Here is a 14,483-nt window from a genome sequence, read left to right as displayed (position 1 = left end):
GAGGACCTCGACCCATGTTCAGCATCGCCTGCCAGGAGCAGCTGCTTCCCGGCGAGACACTGCAGCGCAAGTGGGAGTTCGCGTGCGGCGCCGGCTACGACGCCATCGAACTGCGCGGCAAGGGCGGTCACGCCTTCCGCGACCGGCTCCCCGAACTGCGCGCCGCCCGCGCCGACGGCGTCGTCATGCCGACCGTCTGCGTGGACATGCCGCACTTCTTCGGCGCCTTCGACGCCGACCTGCGCCGCGACGCCGTCGAGCAGATGAAGTCCCAGCTCTCGGTCATCGCCGAGCTCGGCGGCCTCGGCGCCCAGACCCCCGCCTCCTACGGCATGTTCTCGCGCCGGCTGCCCCCGTTCGACCCGCCGCGCGACGAGGAGGAGGACCGCGAGATCCTGCTGAAGGGCCTGGCCGAGCTGGGCGAGCACGCCCGCGGCGAGGGCGTCACGCTCTTCCTCGAACCGCTCAACCGCTACGAGGACCACATGGTCAACCGGCTGGAACAGGCCGCCGAGCTGATCCGCGCCGTCGGCCTGGACTCGGTCCGCATCGGCATCGACAGCTACCACATGAACATCGAGGAGGCCGACCCCGCCGCGGCCGTCCTGGCCGCCGGGCCCCTGATCGGCCACGCCCAGGTCAGCGACTCCAACCGGCTCCAGCCCGGCGCCGGGCACCTGGACTGGCCCGCCTGGCTGGGAGCGCTGGACGCCATCGGCTACGACGGCCACCTGGCCGTCGAGTGCCGGCTCGCCGGGGACCCGGCCGAGGCCGTGCGCGCGATCCCGTCCTTCCTGCGCCGGGCGATCCCGTCCCTCTCGCAGCGGGTGGCCGGATGACCACGATCCTGGAGGCGACCCCTCCCGGCGGGGGCCGGTGGACGCCGCTGCGCCAGGCCGCCACCCACGTCCTGCTCGACAACTGGACCGGGGCGGCGACCGTCCCCTCGCGCGCGCTGTACCCGCACCAGTGGAGCTGGGACTCGGCGTTCATCGCCATCGGGCTGCGCCACGTCGCCCCGCGCCGTGCCCAGCGCGAGCTGGAGACGCTGCTGGGCGCGCAGTGGGACGACGGCCGCATCCCGCACATCGTCTTCAACCCCGCCGTGCCGCTCGACGCCTACTTCCCCAGCCCCGACTTCTGGCGCTCCTCCACCGCGGGCCGGGCCGCAGGCGCGCCCCGCGCCGTCCAGACCTCCGGCATCGTGCAGCCGCCCGTGCACGCGCTGGCCGCCTGGCAGGTGCACCTCGCCGACCCCGCCGAATCGCGGCGCCGCGGCTTCCTGCCGCGGATCTACCCGCGCCTGGCCGCCTGGCACCGCTACCTGGCCACCCGGCGGGACCTGGGCGGCGGCGGCCTGGCCGCGGTCGTGCACCCCTGGGAACCAGGCCTGGACAACAGCCCGTACTGGGACGCGGCCCTGGCCAGGGTCGAACCCGCGCCACCGCACTCCTTCCGCCGGGCCGACCTCACCCACGGCTCGCCCTCCGACCGCCCCACCGACCTGGACTACGCGCGGTACGTGCGCCTGGCAGGCGTCTACCGCGACCACGACTACGACGACGCGCGCACCCCGCACGCCTTCGCCGTCGAGGACCCCTGCTTCAACGCGCTGCTCATCGCCTCCGAGCACGCGCTCGCCGCGATCGCCCGGACGGTCGGCGCGGATCCGGCGGACGCGCGGGCACACCTGCGCCGTGCCGAGGAGACGACCGCCGCCCTCGTCGACCGGCTCTGGGACCCGGCCGCGGGCGTCTTCGGCGCCCGCGACCTGCTGACGGGCGAACCCATCGGCGGGTACGGCGTGTCCGGGCTCGTCCCCCTGATCGTCCCCGGCCTGCCCGCGCAGGTGACGGCGGCCCTGCTGCGCACCGCCCACGGGCCGCGCTTCCGCCTCGGCCAGGTGCACCTGGTGCCCAGCTACGACCTGACCGCGGAGGAGTTCGACGGCAACCGCTACTGGCGCGGGCCCAGCTGGTTCAACACGGCCTGGCTGATCCACCGCGGCCTGGTCCGGCACGGCCGGGCCGGATCGGCCCGCGTCCTGCGCACGCAGATCCTGACCGCGGCCGACAGCACCGGGTTCGCCGAGTACCTGGAGCCGTACACGGGGCAGGGCCGCGGCATCCGGCGCTTCGCCTGGACCGCGGCCCTGGCCCTGGACCTGCTGCACTCCGGCGAACGGGACGTCGACCGGGACGTCGAGGAGCGGGACGCCGACGAGCGGGACGCCGAGGAGCGGGACACCGGCGGCGACGGGGTGTCGACGGCGCGCGGGGAAGCGGGGGCGACGCGGTGACGGCCGCCCGGCTGCTCGTCGGCGGCGGCACGTTCGCCGCCGTGACCGACCGCGGGGACGTCCACGGCACCCGGGGCGCCTCGACGGACGGACTGTTCGTCCGCGACGCCCGGCACCTGAGCCGCTGGTCGCTCACCGTGGACGGAGCCGCGCCCACCCTGCTGACCTCCTCCGGCGAGGAGTGCGTACTGACCCCGCCCGGCACCCGCGACCTGCCCCCCGCGTACACCCTGTTCCGGCGGCAGGCGGTGGCCCCGGGAGCCCTCACCGAACGGCTCCGGCTGGTGAACAACCGGGGCGAACCCACCGTCGTGGAGCTCGAACTCCACGTCGACGCCGACTTCGCCGACCAGTTCGAGCTCCGCGCCGACGACCGCGCCTACCCCAGACCCGACGCGCACCGCGCGGTGCACGACACCCCGGACGGCCTCGTCTTCCACCATCGGCGCGGCGAGAGCTGGTCCTCGCGCACCACGGTCACCACCTCACCCCGGCCGCACCGCGTCGGCGTCCCCGACACCACCGGAGGCCGCCACGGGGGCGCCACCGGCGGTACCGCCCGGCACGGCACCGGGAACGGTCAGGAAAGCGAGACCGGTGCCGACGGTCACGAGGGCGGGAAGGGCGGCGATGCCGGGGACGGCGCCGGGGGTGGTGCCGGGGGTGGTGGCACCGCCCGCGTGCTGGCCTGGCGGTTCGAGCTCCCCGCCCACGGCACGGCCGAGCTCGCGCTCACCGTACTGGCCGCCCCGCACGGCCTGCCGGAGCCGTCCCCGCCCGGATCCCCCGGCGAGGTACGGCAGCGGATCCAGGCCGACACCGGCGACTTCGTGAACGCCCACCCGCGCCCGCGCGACCTCACCACCTGGGAGGAGCTGGCCCGCGCCTGCGAGCAGGGCCTGACCGACCTGGCGCGACTGCGCATCCCCGTCACGGGCCCCGGCGGCGAGGCGCTGCGGGCACCCGCGGCCGGAATCCCCTGGTTCCTCTGCCTGTTCGGCCGCGACGCGCTGCTGACCTCGCTCTTCGCGCTGCCCTACCGGCCCGCGCTGGCCGCGGACACGCTGCTCGCGCTGGCCGCCGTCCAGGGAACGCGGGACGACCCGTCCCGCCTGGAGCGGCCGGGCAGGATCGTGCACGAGGTACGGCACGGCGAGCTCGCGCACTTCCGGCAGGTCCCCTACGGCCGCTACTACGGCAGCATCGACGCCACCCCGCTCTTCCTGGTGCTGCTGGAGGCGCACGCCTCGGCCACCGGCGATCCGTCGCTCGCCCTGCGCCTGGAGCCGCAGGCCCGCGCCGCGGTGGAGTGGATGTTCCGCGACGGCGGCCTCGGTAAGGAGGGCTACCTCCGCTACACCTCCGACGCGGCGGGCGGCGGCCTGGTCAACCAGAACTGGAAGGACTCGGCCGGCGCCGTCTGCTTCCCCGACGGCCGCCAGGCCGAGGGCGCCCTGGCCGTCTGCGAGGTGCAGGGGTACGCCTACGACGCCCTGGTCCGCACGGCACGGCTCGCCCGTACGGTGTGGAAGGACGACTCCGAGGCCGATCGTCTGGAGCGGGCCGCGGCCGGCCTGCGGGTCCGCTTCCACCGCGACTTCTGGATGCCCGAGCACGGCTTCCCCGCCCTCGCCCTGGACGGCCGGGACCGCCGGGTCGACACGCTCGCCTCCGACGCCGGACACCTGCTCTGGTCCGGCATCCTGGACCCGGACCAGGAACAGGCGGTGGGCATGCGGCTGCTGCGGCCGGACTTCTTCTCCGGCTTCGGCATCCGTACGCTCGCCTCGGGCCAGGCTCCCTACCACCCGCTCTCCTACCACCGGGGGAGCATCTGGCCGCACGACAACGCCGTCATCGCGCTCGGCCTGGCCCGCTGCGGACTCGCCGAACAGGCCGGCACCGTCGCCCGCGGCCTGATCCTGGCCGCGGCCCTGCACGACTGGCGCCTGCCGGAGGTCCTGGCCGGGTACGGTCTCGACGAGCACCCCGTGCCGGTGCCCTACCCGCACGCCTCCTCGCCGCAGGCCTGGGCGGCGGCGACCCCGCTCGCACTGCTGACCGCATTGCGCGCCACCGGCGAGGACGTCTGATCGGCCTGTTCGCTGTGCCGGTCCTCTCAGAACGCGCCGGTCTTGACGCTGTCGATGAAGGACGTCCACGTGGCGGGGGTGAGGAGGAGCTTGGGGCCGTCGAGGTTCTTGCTGTCGCGGACGGCGACCAGGCCGGGCAGGTTGGTGGCCACCTCGACGCACTGACCACCATTCCCACCGGAACGTGATGACTTCCGCCACACTGCTTTGCTCAGGTCCATTCCTGTCTCACATCCTCGATCATTTTGAGGGACATGTGCTCAGGATAGGCCCAGAGTCGGATCATCTCATAGCGCTTCCAAATCGCGGTCACAGACTTGCGATCAGTCGTGACATGTCCTGCATCTGATGAGTCCACGTGGACAGCGTCTGGTTGCTCATGCGGAAGCTCTGCGATCATGAATGCGCCCATTAGGCCGGTAAGGCATTCCGGGCTGACGATTTGGATGGATACGGTTGGCCTTTGGGTGATCTCCAGTAGATGGCCGAGTTGCTCGTACATCACCTTGGCTTCACCGACCTTACGGCGTAATACACCCGCATCGATAAGCATGAGGAGTGAGAAGGGAGTGTCCCGATCGAGGATTTGCTGCCGCTGCATGCGGTTTTGGACTCGTTCCTCAATCTCCTCCGCGGTCATCTGGGGCTCCTGGCTGAAAATATGCCGAGCATAGGACTCCGTCTGGAGAAGCCCTGGGATGAGGAGAGGGTCCCAGGACCGTAGGACGAGGGCGGTCGGCTCGATCTCCTCGACCCAGCTCTGGAACCAGATCGGTCCGCCGGGCTGGGCGAGGATACGTTCCCGAAGACGGGTGAAGGCGTTGCCGTTGGCCGTCTTGAACAGCAGATCCAGTCTCTCGGCATCGGACTTCGACGGTGTGCGGCTGGCCCCTTCCAGGCGACTGACCTGCGTCTGCGTACACCCCAGTCGGGCGGCCACGGAGGACTGCGAGAGCTGCGCGGCCTCTCGCAGTCGGCGCATCTCGGCACCGAATTGCACGCGGGGAGACCCAGGATCGAGAGGCGGCACCTCACCCATCGCATTTCCTCCTGAACTAGAAAAAATGGACATTCCTTTCGGTCGACGCCACGGAACCCGACGGACATACCAGCGGCTGTCATGGTCCGCCCTGGCCTGGATTGCCGAACCGGCTGCCGACCAACTGCCGGGAAGGCATTCTAGTCACAGGTATTCTCGCCGCGGCAGTGCAACAAAGAAAGAAATGTATAACCTGCTCACGCGAAGGGGGCGACTCGCGCATGAATATAACGGCGCCCTTTCATGTCCCGACCACGAAGATCGAAAATCACCCGCAAGGCAGGCGATGATGACGACCACGCCGCCACTTTGGGGGCTTCGTGTCCCACCTTCCCGTAGGCACGTCCAGCCTGATGCTGGCGACACCTCTGGCGCGAGGTGGCTCCGTCGTCCGAATCGACGGATCTAGTCAGGTGGCGGCCATCGGCGAGAGGTGGATATGGAAAGCATGTGGCGGCGACGTGCCGGGTGGGTAAGGATTGCTATGTCTCACCGTCGCCCACCCCCGGAGGTACGGAATGCGCTTCGTTCGACTGCTGACCATGGGTTTGGCGCTGGCGCTGGCGTCATCAGGATGCGCTTCCGAGCCCACACTGGACAAGGCAATTACGGAGCTGCAGAAGGACATGCAACGCTTGGAGACCGACGATGTCTTCAAAAATCCGTTGATGAACCTTCGTGTTTTGCAGCGTCCAGATATAGACATTCCTTGCGACAAGGAAAAGTTCAAGCGAGTATTACGAATTACCGCCGACGACAAACGTAAGGCTACCGATATCGACAGCCATCTAGATCAGGCGGAAGGGGTGATGGCAGGTACTCTTGTTAATGAGCTTGGTTACAAGATGGAACACTCTTTTACTGAAGGCGATGCTGAGGAGGGGAGATTCATTCATGGCCTCAAAGAGGTGGGGGTAGTGGTTTCAGTATATGTTGCGCCCGAGGCTCCGACTTGGCGTTTACATGCGGAGACCTCCTGCCTGCCTAAGTGACGTTTCTGCTTCAACTCCATACGCGTAATTGCTCTTTGGCGGTTTCGTTGACCTGAATTCTGGAAGAGTTCTCAACTTTGATGTCAAGCTTTTCGTTGCTATCCATCCAGCGTTCGTAAGCAATCAATTTTCTTCCAAGCGCCTGTTCCCATTTTATGTTGCGACCGTTGGCCTCACTTTTGGCTTCAGTGACGAACTCGTCGTAAGTTTTGAGGCTTCCAGTGGTTTTGCTGATGAGCTCGGTAGGTAGTTCGCTCGTCGGATAATTGGCGCTGTGAAGAAGATGTGCCATGTCATATTTTAAGCGCAAGGCGAAGTCTGATCGGCTTCCGGTAGCCTCCTCGACCCGTGTCTCGAAACTGTCGGCCCACATGTCAAGCAGAGTGCTGACACCGTAAGCCTTGGTCAGCTCCCACGTTTCCTGGAAAGCCTTATGTGCGAAGACACCTGTCAGAGGAATACGGTCAACACCGAGTGAGAGGGTGTTCTTGGTAATGTCACGGATCAAGTCGTCAGTGGCATCCATTTCGCCACGCACGTCCAGTGTGGCCTTGAACTCCAATCCGGCGAGGTCACCGAACATTCTCGAAGCGTTTTCAAAGTGCTGTGTCTCGGCTTGCGCGTCCAATCGAGCCGCTGCGGTCAATGTGTCGTAGCGGAATCGGGCAGCGACTGTATCAAAATCGTCGGTAAGTTGTTTTTCGCCGACGAAGGTCCGCATGAAGCGGTAGGTGTCACCGGGGCTAAGGTAGAAGGCCGGAGTCACGTTGGGAAGAGAGATCCAGTTCTCCGGAATTGTTGTACCGGAGCCTCGATAGGCGGCTTTGTCGAAGCGAGCCCCCGAGGCCAGTTCGTGTATGTACGACGTAGCGATGGCGACCATGGAGTCTCCGGCGAGCCTCGGCAGGTTGGCGCCGAAAGGGGATGTGACACGGATAACGTCCAAGGCGAAGGCGGCGGCCTCCGGGCTGTGCTGCCCCGCCTTTTCGGTCCCGGCCTCGGCACCCGCCTCCATCGCCCGGCCGAAGACGTCGGCGATCTCGTCCCCGGTGCCCGAGCCCTTGGCGTGGTCGAGGAACAACTTCATCTTCTCGACCCGGCTGAGCTTGACCTCGGTCCCGCCCATCCTGGCGAATGTGTCCCGTACGGCGGCGCCGTCCCCGGCGAGCACTTCCAGCCCCATCGCGACCAGGTCGGTGGGCAGGTCGTACTCCTTCGTCTCGGTGGGTCCTCCGGCACGCCAGTCCTGCCGGGGCTTCTTCGCGAAATCGTCCAGGACCAGCGCGCGGGCCGCCGCGCTGCGGACGGAGGAGGGGGTGTTCGCACCCTTGAGCAGCGCGAGCCGGTTCCAGGCGACGGCCTTGTTGGCGGCCGGTTTCGTCAAATCGTCCCTGACCTTGGCGAAGGCCGGGACAAGTGCGGGGGCACGCAGGGCCGCACCGAGAGCCTTGCTGAAGGCGGCCAGATCCTGCTTGGCGGTCTTGCTCCCGGTGGTCGCGATCAGAGTGGGCAGTGCGTCGCGGACCTTGGGCGACAGCAGGGCGAAGAAAGCGGCGGCGGCCTGGGGGCTGTCGGCGAGCTGGGCGATCTCGTCGGCGTGCTCGTGGATGAGCGCGGCCTGAAGCTCACCGCCGTGGTGCACGAGGATGTCCTCGCCGTACATGGAGGCCAGGCCCCGGGCGACCTCGAAGCCCTTCAGCTCGTCGGGGAGGCGGACGAGCCCTTGCCCGCCGACCGCCATGGAGGCCGTGCCACCCGCACCGCCGAGCTCCGGGGCGCCGGCGCCCAGGGTTCTGATCAGGTCGATCCGGCCGTGCAGCATGGAGACCTGTGTCCCGGCCCAGTCGGCGATGCCGCTGATCTCCCGCAGCGCCGGCGTGCTGACCCCGTACCGGCCGAGCTTTTCCTCGAACTCCCTGCTGAAGGCGGTCAGCCGGTCGGCCGCGCCGCGCAGGGAGGTGGCGAGCTCGCCCATCCCCTCGGGGTCGATGCCGCAGAACTCGGAGGCGGAGGCCATGGAGCGTTCCCCTTCGCGGTCGTGACGGTCACGTGCGTCCGGCCATCTCCCGGCGCATGGCGTTCGCCTCGCTCTCGGTCACCAGCGGAGGCTGGCGGCGCAGTTCCTCCTCGACCGCGTCCACCACGTTCTGGGCGAGCCGTCCCAGCCTGTGGTGCCGGTCCTCCAGCTCGGTGGTCCAGGTGGCGGCCGTCGGCCCGGTCCACACCTTTCCCGACCGCATCGCCGAGGAGGCGCGCTGGTACGCCTGCCGAACCTCGTGAGCCCTGTCCTCGGCCTCGACGAGCAATTGTCTCAGCCGCTCACGCCGGGGATTGGGCACCATCCGCTCGGCCACGCCACCCCCGTTCCTTTCCAGGACCCCGCGATGAAGAAAAAAGTCGCATACCACAGTAGGTATTGATCGTCTGAGTCGGCAAGTCCCGTACCCGCTCGGCATCGCGCTTTCCTACCGCGGACATGGCCGTACACGGCAAACAGACCGATATTTCGGTTATTCCTCTCATGGCAGAGTGCCACTTACCGCGACAGCATCGGAGTAACGGATGTCACCATTCGAAGAGCACCTCGAAGCGCTGGAAATCGCCGCCAAAGCCCTGGCGTGGATGGGTTTCATCGCCGTTGTCGTGTTGCTCTTCGCCGGTCAGGTGACCGTGCCCCTGGCCGTCGCGGCCGGTGCGATCCTGGTCTCCCGCGTCATCCTGTACGAGGTCCGGGAGACCCGGACGCGCCAGGACCGGGAGAGCGCGGAGGAAGCGGAACTACGCCGTGAGCAGCGGCGCGAGCACCGTGAGCGGGAGCTGCGCCTCCGGATCCGGCGGCTGCGGCGTCCTGAGCGATGACCGCATGCCGTCCCGGCGGCGCACGCGGACGAGACCCGCGATGCCGTCACCACCGTGCCGACCACCGGCGCGGGGGCCTACGTGCGGCCGTCATGCGCGGGACGACGCGTCCACGCATCGACGCAGAGCGTCGTCTTCCCGCAGACGGTGGACGGTACGGTGAAAATGTCGGGGCATCCTGGTAGAAGTTGGCCATGGCTGTGAGTGTCGGTGAGTTCCTGGAGATGCTGAACGAGCTGCCCGAGGTCGTGCAGAGCGACGGCGGTGAGTGGGTCTCCCTGAAGGTGCACGGGAAGGGCTTCGGCTACCTCTGGGAGAAGACGGCGACGGTCGGGCTCAAGGCGACGATCCAGGAGCAGATCGCGCTGGTCGCGGAGCGGCCGGAGGTGTTCGAGGCCCAGTTCACGTCGGGCCAGTTCGGCTGGGTCGTGGTGCACCTCGCGAAGATCGAGGCGGACGAGCTGTTCGAGCTGGTCACCGAGGCCTGGTGTCTGACGGCACCCAAGCGGCTGGTCGACGCGCACGAGGCCGGGTCGCCCCTGCTGCGCTGACGGGCCGTGCTATTTCTCCGTGACGACGAGCCGTCATCGCGAATCTCCATCCGGTTCTTCGATGCGCCCGCCGGATCAATCCTTGTTACGGAAGAATGCCCTACGTGACTGCTCGCAGACGATATGTGACGGCGGGGAGCTTATGAACGGGACGGCATGCGGACGGTGTGGCACCGATCCGGGAGACCTCGTCCGATGTCCCCGATGTGGTGCTCCGATCCCACAGCGCGATGGTCTCTCGCGAGAGCCGTCTCCGGCTTCCCCGTTCCAGCCCTTCACAGGCATCCCCCCACTCGCCGAACGCCCCCGCGGGAGACGGCTGTCCGTGCTCGCCGTGGCGGCCACGGTGGCTGGGATCGCCGTTTTGTGGTTCCTCTGGCCCAAGGCGGACGTGGGGGTGGCGCCGTCGCAGGGGTCGATGGCTGCCGGGCCGGAGAGTTCAGGCCCACCGGCGTGGGTCTCGCCCTCGGCCTCGGGAACGTCCGGCCTCGGAGGGTCCACCCTCGGGACGCCGGGCTCGGAGATGCCGGAGACGGCGGACCTGGGGACGGCCTGGCCAGATGAGGGGACCGCCTCGCCCGCGGCCCAGGCCGTGGCCGTCGACGCGTTGCTCAACGCCAGCCGCGAGGCGCGGCGGCGGCTCGGCCCCGCTGTACAGGCAGTGCTCGCCTGTGACAATTCGGCGGGCAACGCCGAGGTGATAGCGCGGGCCGCCGATGCCCGGCGCGACCAGCTCGCCCGCGTACGGACGATGGAGGTCGGTGCGCTGCCGGGTGGGGCCGCGCTGGTGGCCGATCTGATCCGTGCCCTGTCCGCCTCGCATCAAGCGGACAGGCACTTCCTGGCCTGGGCCCGGCGTGGTTGCGCGGGCGGGCAGGATGCGGACTTCAGGCTCGGCGAGAGGTACTCGGTCCGGGCCAGCGAGGCCAAGACGACCTTCCTGAACGGCTGGAACCGGATCGCCGCCGCGTACGGGCTTGAAGAGCGTGGCGAGGCGGACATCTAGGCGCTAGAGCGTGTCTCTTTGACGGGGTGGTCAGTTGATCGAATGTGTCTGTTCGATTGGTGATCACCGATGCGATGTGGGGTCGGATCGAGCCGCTGATGCCGGCCGATCCGGTCGTGGACGACGATGGGCAGACCACCGCCGAACCCTTGAGGCCATCGCCTGGAAATATCGCACCGGCTCGCCCTGGCGGGACCTGCCCGCCGAGCTCGGGCCACTCCAAACCGCACACAAGCGCGTGATCAGGTGGGCTGCGGACGGCACCTGGGAACGGGTCCTGGCCGCCGTCTTGGCCATGGCAGACGCTCATGATGAGGTGGGCTGGACAGTGGCGGTGGACTCCACCGTCTGTCGAGCTCACCAGCATGCCGCCGACGCTAGGAAAAGAGGGCGCCCGGCCGATCCGAACCCGACGATCACGCGCTCGGACGCTCCCGTGGCGGCCTGAGTATGAAGATCCACCTTGTCAGTGACAGCCAGGCGCGCCCTCTGGCCCTCCATGTCATCGCCGGCCAGGCCAGCGACGCGCCCGCCTTCGAAACCGTCATGGCCAAATTCGCGTGCCGCGGACCGGTCCTGGGAGACCGCGAGCCTGGCCGGAGGTCGTCTTGGCAGATCGTGCGTACCTCCCGCGCGATCCGAGGGCATCTGCGTCGGCGGGGTATCGGTACCGTCATCCCTCAGCCCGCCGACCAGGTCGGCCACCGGTTGCGGCGGGGGCGTTACGGAGGTCGCCCACCGGGTTTCGACTTGGAGGCGTACAGGCAGCGCAATACCGTCGAGCGCTGCATCAACCGGATCAAACAGTGGCGCGGTCTTGCCATGCGATCCGACAAGCTTGCCGTCGCCTACCAGGTGGCACTTCACCTCGCAGCCACCCTCATCTGGACGCGACGCTGAACGCGATGGGCTGACATCCTCAAGTCGGCGGGTCGATGAGGAGCCGGTTTTGTTCTCCGTCGAAGATCGCTGTCAGGTCCTGGCCTTTGCGGCAGTCGCCTTCGAACAGCCCGTGCCGGTCAACGTGCACGACCAACACGTTATGACTGTCAATCACCTCTGAGATGTCGCGGGCATGGATGATGTCCGACCAGGCGTCCAGATTCCGGCCGAACCACTGGGGCAACCCGCACGGCCCGGAGACCGCGTCCCAAAAGTCGTTGAGCGTCTCGATCCGCTGGCCTCGCAGGTCAACGACCAACTCACTGTCCTTCATCGCAGCAGAGTAACCAGCTGAGACATGTCGACAACCGATAAAGGAGACAGAACCTAGGCGCCCATGATCAGCCCACTCAGGGCCGTGACTGCCTCGACCAGGCCGGTTACCGCCACCACGCGGGCCGTCAACCGGTTGAGGGTCTCCGACAGCAGAGCCCGGTCCGGCCTGTCGGAGTGGAGCTGAGCCTCGATCGCGTCGGTGTCGCTCAGGATCGGGGCGGGGTCGCCGAGCACGTCGTCGTGCCGCCGCGCCAGTTCCCGGATTGACGCGAGCAGCTTGTCGGCGTGGTGGCGGTCTGCGGCGGTGACCGGTGCGCCGATGTTCTGCACGGCCCGAGCTCCCGGGCCCGCCGCCATCGGCCCGTTGACGGTGCCGCCGCTGATGGTGATGCCCTGGTTGGGAACGTTCATCGGCCCTCTCCTGTTCGGTGTTGGACGGCCGTGGCGCCGCTGCCCGCAGCGACCGGTCCATTGACGGTGCCGCCGCTGTTGACGTGGACACCGTTGTCAACGAAGTGGACGCTGTGGTCGATCACGGACGTGGCCTGCTGCCGGTAGCCGCTGGTCTCGACGCCGAATGCCTCCAGGTAGTCAACGACGGCCTCGGTGAGACGTTGCTCGATGATCCTGGAGTACTTGACGGCGTCGAGCCGCTGCATGAACCGGTCGGTTCGGTGGGCGGCACCGAGTTCCCGCACGCTGAACCGGCTGCCGAACGGGTAGAGCAGGAAGGCGGCTGGGTTGGCCGCGCTGCGGCTGCGCCGCATCGCCTGGTAGGCCGTCCGGACCAGCCGGGCGGGAGCGAACATTACGTCGGCCACCAACTTCAGCCCAGCGTGCTCGAACGCCGCTCCCACCAGCGCGGCATCACCGAGGGAGAAGAGCCGGTCGATCTGAAAGTCGTCCCTCACCGGCGGGAGTACGGTTACCACGCACTGGGTGTAGAGCATCCGCCCTTCCACGGCCAGGTGGATGAAGGCCGAGACGACCACCTCCTGGTCCTCGGCGGGAGCAAGCTGGACGTCGCCGTCGCGGATCTCCGGGGCCTCGGCGGTCACTGTGACTCGCTGGTAGTGCCGAATCCCGCCCTGCGGGTTCCTGATGACCGCGTCCACCGTCTCCTTGCCCGCACTGAACCGCGGCAGCCCGGTGTCGGGGTCGATGAGCGGGTGGCCCTGCTCCCGCCAGCTTCGGGGGCCGGTGACGTTCGGCCACTCGGTGCGGGTGAAGACGCCGCGGACAGCGAGCTGGTCGCTGATGTGCAGCCGCTCAACGCGCTCGCCGGGGAACTCGACGGCGTCGCGCATCTCCAGCAGCCGTGTCCTCACGAAGGCGTGCAGGTCGACCGGATCAATGTGGGCGCGAGGACGCGTTCCATGGTGCGGGTCGCCCTTCTCGCCCTTGAGCCGGTCCAGTTCGACCACGATTGACCAAGAACGCTGCACGTCGCCCGCGCCGACGAAGGGGTACTCGTTCCCGTACAACGTGATGTTGCCCCACTGCGCACGGTCGATGTACGCCAGCCGGTCGGCGAACCGGGGTGCCTCGTCGATCCTGCCAGCGGTGGCACCGGGCTTGAGCATGACGCGCAGGGTGAAGTGCCACACCACTCGGTATCCCAGGGCGACGGCGAAGGCGCAGAAGAGCAGCAACAGAGAGAGCAGGGGATGGTCGGACGCGACCGGCGTGACCGTGCCGTTGACGTCGAAGGAGGGCTGGTAGGAAGCGGTGAGGAACCGGAGGACCGTGATGACGGAGAACACCAGGGTCAGAGGCAAGGTGATCAGAAACTGGAGGACGAGCACGGAGACGATACGTTGCCCCAGGGGCAGCCGACGCATCCGGGGGAGGGTGAACAGGGCCGCCAGCAGCATCAGGCTCAGCACTATGCCGCCGATGGACGAGGCCAGCAGGCAGGCGGCGGTCAGCAGCACGGAGACGACCACGTCGCGGACCAGCAGCAGGCGTTCTGCTCGGAGGCAGTGCAGCACCACCGGGAGCAGGTCGAACCCGCCGTGCGATGGCGGGACCGCCCGGTAGGGGTCGTCGAGGACCTCGCGCAGTACGCGGTCACGAAAGTGATCGTCGAGATAGGCGCCCGCGCACAGGTAGCGGGTGGAGTTCTGCATGGGCGGTTGGGAACGACGGGGCCGATCGACCCCGTCGTTCACGACATCGGGGGGATGCATAGGACTCTCCGAGGGAACGAGTGGTTCCGTGCCGGAAGAAAAGGCGCGAGCCTCACACAGTAGCCGAATACATCCTAGGTTCGGAGAGAAAAGCGCTTACTGAGAAAAATCGCGCGAGAAATTTCTTGAGTGTCGTACGAAAGGTCTGGGATTCCCAATGTATCCAACATGGCGGCACGTATCGCTATAACATATCGGATAAATACCTTTTAATCATATTTTGTACAAGCGGCGGCG

At 67.8% G+C, this 14,483-nt stretch carries 16 protein-coding genes; 9 read left to right on the top strand and 7 right to left on the bottom strand.

Annotated features, from left to right (window positions below):
* Window positions 1-14 precede the first annotated feature (14 nt).
* Genes ABD832_RS21170 through ABD832_RS21160 form a run of 3 tightly spaced genes read left to right on the top strand, consistent with a single transcriptional unit; the run spans window position 15 to window position 4,392 of the window.
* Window positions 15-839, top strand: coding sequence for a TIM barrel protein (locus tag ABD832_RS21170; protein WP_344898092.1), 825 nt, complete (start codon window positions 15-17; stop codon window positions 837-839).
* On the top strand, window positions 836-2,299 hold the full coding sequence (locus ABD832_RS21165; RefSeq protein ID WP_344898090.1) for an MGH1-like glycoside hydrolase domain-containing protein: 1,464 nt from the start codon (window positions 836-838) through the stop codon (window positions 2,297-2,299). The genes ABD832_RS21170 and ABD832_RS21165 overlap by 4 nt, the downstream gene beginning before the upstream one ends.
* Window positions 2,296-4,392: an amylo-alpha-1,6-glucosidase gene (locus tag ABD832_RS21160; RefSeq protein ID WP_344898088.1), complete on the top strand. Its 2,097-nt coding sequence runs from the start codon at window positions 2,296-2,298 to the stop codon at window positions 4,390-4,392. The genes ABD832_RS21165 and ABD832_RS21160 overlap by 4 nt, the downstream gene beginning before the upstream one ends.
* Before the next feature lie 26 nt (window positions 4,393-4,418).
* On the opposite strand, the gene ABD832_RS21155 is transcribed toward ABD832_RS21160, so the two are convergent.
* Both ABD832_RS21155 and ABD832_RS21150 read right to left on the bottom strand, forming a co-directional pair.
* A complete protein-coding gene (locus tag ABD832_RS21155; RefSeq protein ID WP_344898086.1) occupies window positions 4,419-4,613 on the bottom strand; it encodes a DUF397 domain-containing protein in 195 nt (64 codons plus the stop codon).
* Window positions 4,604-5,431 (bottom strand): helix-turn-helix domain-containing protein, encoded by an 828-nt coding sequence (locus ABD832_RS21150; protein WP_344898084.1) that lies wholly within the window; start codon window positions 5,429-5,431, stop codon window positions 4,604-4,606. The genes ABD832_RS21155 and ABD832_RS21150 overlap by 10 nt, the downstream gene beginning before the upstream one ends.
* Before the next feature lie 518 nt (window positions 5,432-5,949).
* Between ABD832_RS21150 and ABD832_RS21145 the strand changes: the two genes are divergently transcribed.
* Complete coding sequence (locus tag ABD832_RS21145) at window positions 5,950-6,423, top strand: hypothetical protein (RefSeq protein WP_344898082.1); 474 nt, start codon at window positions 5,950-5,952, stop codon at window positions 6,421-6,423.
* Window positions 6,424-6,433: 10 nt separating this feature from the next.
* Here ABD832_RS21145 and ABD832_RS21140 read toward each other — a convergent pair whose 3' ends face one another.
* Window positions 6,434-8,440, bottom strand: a complete 2,007-nt coding sequence (locus tag ABD832_RS21140; RefSeq protein ID WP_344898080.1) for a hypothetical protein — start codon at window positions 8,438-8,440, stop codon at window positions 6,434-6,436.
* A 28-nt stretch (window positions 8,441-8,468) separates the two neighbouring features.
* Window positions 8,469-8,777, bottom strand: coding sequence for a hypothetical protein (locus ABD832_RS21135; RefSeq protein WP_344898078.1), 309 nt, complete (start codon window positions 8,775-8,777; stop codon window positions 8,469-8,471).
* A 208-nt stretch (window positions 8,778-8,985) separates the two neighbouring features.
* On the opposite strand from ABD832_RS21135, the gene ABD832_RS21130 reads away from it, so the two are divergent.
* The 5 genes from ABD832_RS21130 to ABD832_RS21110 all read left to right on the top strand — a co-directional run bounded on the left by ABD832_RS21130 (window position 8,986) and on the right by ABD832_RS21110 (window position 11,739).
* Complete coding sequence (locus ABD832_RS21130) at window positions 8,986-9,282, top strand: hypothetical protein (RefSeq protein ID WP_344898076.1); 297 nt, start codon at window positions 8,986-8,988, stop codon at window positions 9,280-9,282.
* A gap of 194 nt (window positions 9,283-9,476) precedes the next feature.
* Window positions 9,477-9,833: an MmcQ/YjbR family DNA-binding protein gene (locus tag ABD832_RS21125; protein WP_344898074.1), complete on the top strand. Its 357-nt coding sequence runs from the start codon at window positions 9,477-9,479 to the stop codon at window positions 9,831-9,833.
* Between the two features lie 523 nt (window positions 9,834-10,356).
* A complete protein-coding gene (locus ABD832_RS21120) occupies window positions 10,357-10,839 on the top strand; it encodes a hypothetical protein (protein ID WP_344898072.1) in 483 nt (160 codons plus the stop codon).
* A gap of 76 nt (window positions 10,840-10,915) precedes the next feature.
* The gene (locus ABD832_RS21115; protein WP_344898155.1) at window positions 10,916-11,287 is read left to right on the top strand and encodes a transposase; all 372 of its coding nucleotides are present in this window, start codon (window positions 10,916-10,918) and stop codon (window positions 11,285-11,287) included.
* Between the two features lie 2 nt (window positions 11,288-11,289).
* Window positions 11,290-11,739, top strand: a complete 450-nt coding sequence (locus ABD832_RS21110; protein WP_344898070.1) for a transposase — start codon at window positions 11,290-11,292, stop codon at window positions 11,737-11,739.
* Between the two features lie 19 nt (window positions 11,740-11,758).
* Here ABD832_RS21110 and ABD832_RS21105 read toward each other — a convergent pair whose 3' ends face one another.
* Genes ABD832_RS21105 through ABD832_RS21095 form a run of 3 tightly spaced genes read right to left on the bottom strand, consistent with a single transcriptional unit; the run spans window position 11,759 to window position 14,186 of the window.
* Window positions 11,759-12,055, bottom strand: coding sequence for a barstar family protein (locus tag ABD832_RS21105; protein WP_344898068.1), 297 nt, complete (start codon window positions 12,053-12,055; stop codon window positions 11,759-11,761).
* Window positions 12,056-12,108: 53 nt separating this feature from the next.
* A complete protein-coding gene (locus ABD832_RS21100; protein WP_344898066.1) occupies window positions 12,109-12,468 on the bottom strand; it encodes a hypothetical protein in 360 nt (119 codons plus the stop codon).
* Complete coding sequence (locus tag ABD832_RS21095) at window positions 12,465-14,186, bottom strand: hypothetical protein (RefSeq protein WP_344898064.1); 1,722 nt, start codon at window positions 14,184-14,186, stop codon at window positions 12,465-12,467. Before ABD832_RS21095 ends, ABD832_RS21100 begins: the two co-directional genes overlap by 4 nt.
* Window positions 14,187-14,483: the final 297 nt, after the last annotated feature.

It is taken from the genome of Streptosporangium longisporum, from assembly GCF_039534895.1.
GTDB classification, from domain to species: domain Bacteria; phylum Actinomycetota; class Actinomycetes; order Streptosporangiales; family Streptosporangiaceae; genus Streptosporangium; species Streptosporangium longisporum.
The sequence above is the reverse complement of the archived record's forward strand: the minus strand, read 5'-3'. Positions and strand labels throughout refer to the sequence as shown.

What these genes read in the sequence shown, in the direction of transcription:
- ABD832_RS21170 (WP_344898092.1), top strand. Translation starts at nt 15, where the DNA reads ATGTTCAGCATCGCCTGCCAGGAGCAGCTGCTTCCCGGCGAGACACTG.
- ABD832_RS21165 (WP_344898090.1), top strand. Translation starts at nt 836, where the DNA reads ATGACCACGATCCTGGAGGCGACCCCTCCCGGCGGGGGCCGGTGGACG.
- ABD832_RS21155 (WP_344898086.1), bottom strand. Translation starts at nt 4,613, where the DNA reads ATGGACCTGAGCAAAGCAGTGTGGCGGAAGTCATCACGTTCCGGTGGG.
- ABD832_RS21150 (WP_344898084.1), bottom strand. Translation starts at nt 5,431, where the DNA reads ATGGGTGAGGTGCCGCCTCTCGATCCTGGGTCTCCCCGCGTGCAATTC.
- ABD832_RS21145 (WP_344898082.1), top strand. Translation starts at nt 5,950, where the DNA reads ATGCGCTTCGTTCGACTGCTGACCATGGGTTTGGCGCTGGCGCTGGCG.
- ABD832_RS21140 (WP_344898080.1), bottom strand. Translation starts at nt 8,440, where the DNA reads ATGGCCTCCGCCTCCGAGTTCTGCGGCATCGACCCCGAGGGGATGGGC.
- ABD832_RS21130 (WP_344898076.1), top strand. Translation starts at nt 8,986, where the DNA reads ATGTCACCATTCGAAGAGCACCTCGAAGCGCTGGAAATCGCCGCCAAA.
- ABD832_RS21125 (WP_344898074.1), top strand. Translation starts at nt 9,477, where the DNA reads ATGGCTGTGAGTGTCGGTGAGTTCCTGGAGATGCTGAACGAGCTGCCC.
- ABD832_RS21120 (WP_344898072.1), top strand. Translation starts at nt 10,357, where the DNA reads ATGCCGGAGACGGCGGACCTGGGGACGGCCTGGCCAGATGAGGGGACC.
- ABD832_RS21110 (WP_344898070.1), top strand. Translation starts at nt 11,290, where the DNA reads ATGAAGATCCACCTTGTCAGTGACAGCCAGGCGCGCCCTCTGGCCCTC.
- ABD832_RS21105 (WP_344898068.1), bottom strand. Translation starts at nt 12,055, where the DNA reads ATGAAGGACAGTGAGTTGGTCGTTGACCTGCGAGGCCAGCGGATCGAG.
- ABD832_RS21100 (WP_344898066.1), bottom strand. Translation starts at nt 12,468, where the DNA reads ATGAACGTTCCCAACCAGGGCATCACCATCAGCGGCGGCACCGTCAAC.
- ABD832_RS21095 (WP_344898064.1), bottom strand. Translation starts at nt 14,186, where the DNA reads ATGCAGAACTCCACCCGCTACCTGTGCGCGGGCGCCTATCTCGACGAT.